The 717-nt window shown below is 39.9% G+C and carries 2 protein-coding genes; one reads left to right on the top strand and one right to left on the bottom strand.

Going from position 1 to position 717, the window contains the following annotated elements:
* On the bottom strand, positions 1 to 299 hold a 299-nt coding region (locus tag ACS8FD_RS20460; RefSeq protein ID WP_439277214.1), incomplete at its 3' end, for a glutathione S-transferase N-terminal domain-containing protein.
* A gap of 221 nt (positions 300 to 520) precedes the next feature.
* Between ACS8FD_RS20460 and ACS8FD_RS20455 the strand changes: the two genes are divergently transcribed.
* On the top strand, positions 521 to 717 hold a 197-nt coding region (locus tag ACS8FD_RS20455), incomplete at its 3' end, for a helix-turn-helix domain-containing protein (protein ID WP_439277213.1).

The following is a 717-nucleotide window of genomic DNA, read 5'->3' as shown; positions in this document are numbered from 1 at the left end:
CCAATCATCGCACTTAGCGCTCGTACTTGCATACGGCCAGCAGCGTCTTTGGGCAATAATGGATTGTGCGGATAAACCTCTTCTAACCACTCTAAAATAGCTGGGCTTTGATAAAGCAATAAGTCGTCCGTCTGTAAGGCTGGTACTAGGCCTTGCGGATTAATAGCTTTAAATACTGGCTCAGACTGCTCATCCTTTGCCAAATTAATAGAGATTGCATCGTAATCTAAACCCTTTAGGTTCAACGCGATACGTGTACGGTGTGAAGTGCCACTACGAAAGTAGCCATAAAGTGTCATCATAGTTATTCTCCTGCCTATGTCGTTGTAAGTGCTGAGCTGTAGATATTGAGCAACACATGATTCCATTCAAAAAATTCGGCCAAACTTATCACTGTATTATTAGTAATGAGCGTTTTTCTATATATACCAAACGCTCTTTATTACCTATATAATTAGCCATGGTAGTAAACCTGTCAAACCTAACCATCAAATCGTTTTTTTATTCAACTGAGTCATCGATGTCATCAACAGAAACAGCAGTAAATAAGAATCAAGGCGGTATTCAATCACTTGAGATTGGTCTCTCTGTACTAGATGTGCTTATAGATTACCATAAACCTATGATGCTAAAAGACATTGCTGAAGCGATGCAAATGCACCCTGCAAAAGTGCATCGTTATTTGGTCAGTCTCATTCGTAAAGACTATGCACGCAA

It is taken from the genome of Psychrobacter sp. 1U2 (assembly GCF_051847575.1).
The sequence above is the reverse complement of the archived record's forward strand: the minus strand, read 5'-3'. Positions and strand labels throughout refer to the sequence as shown.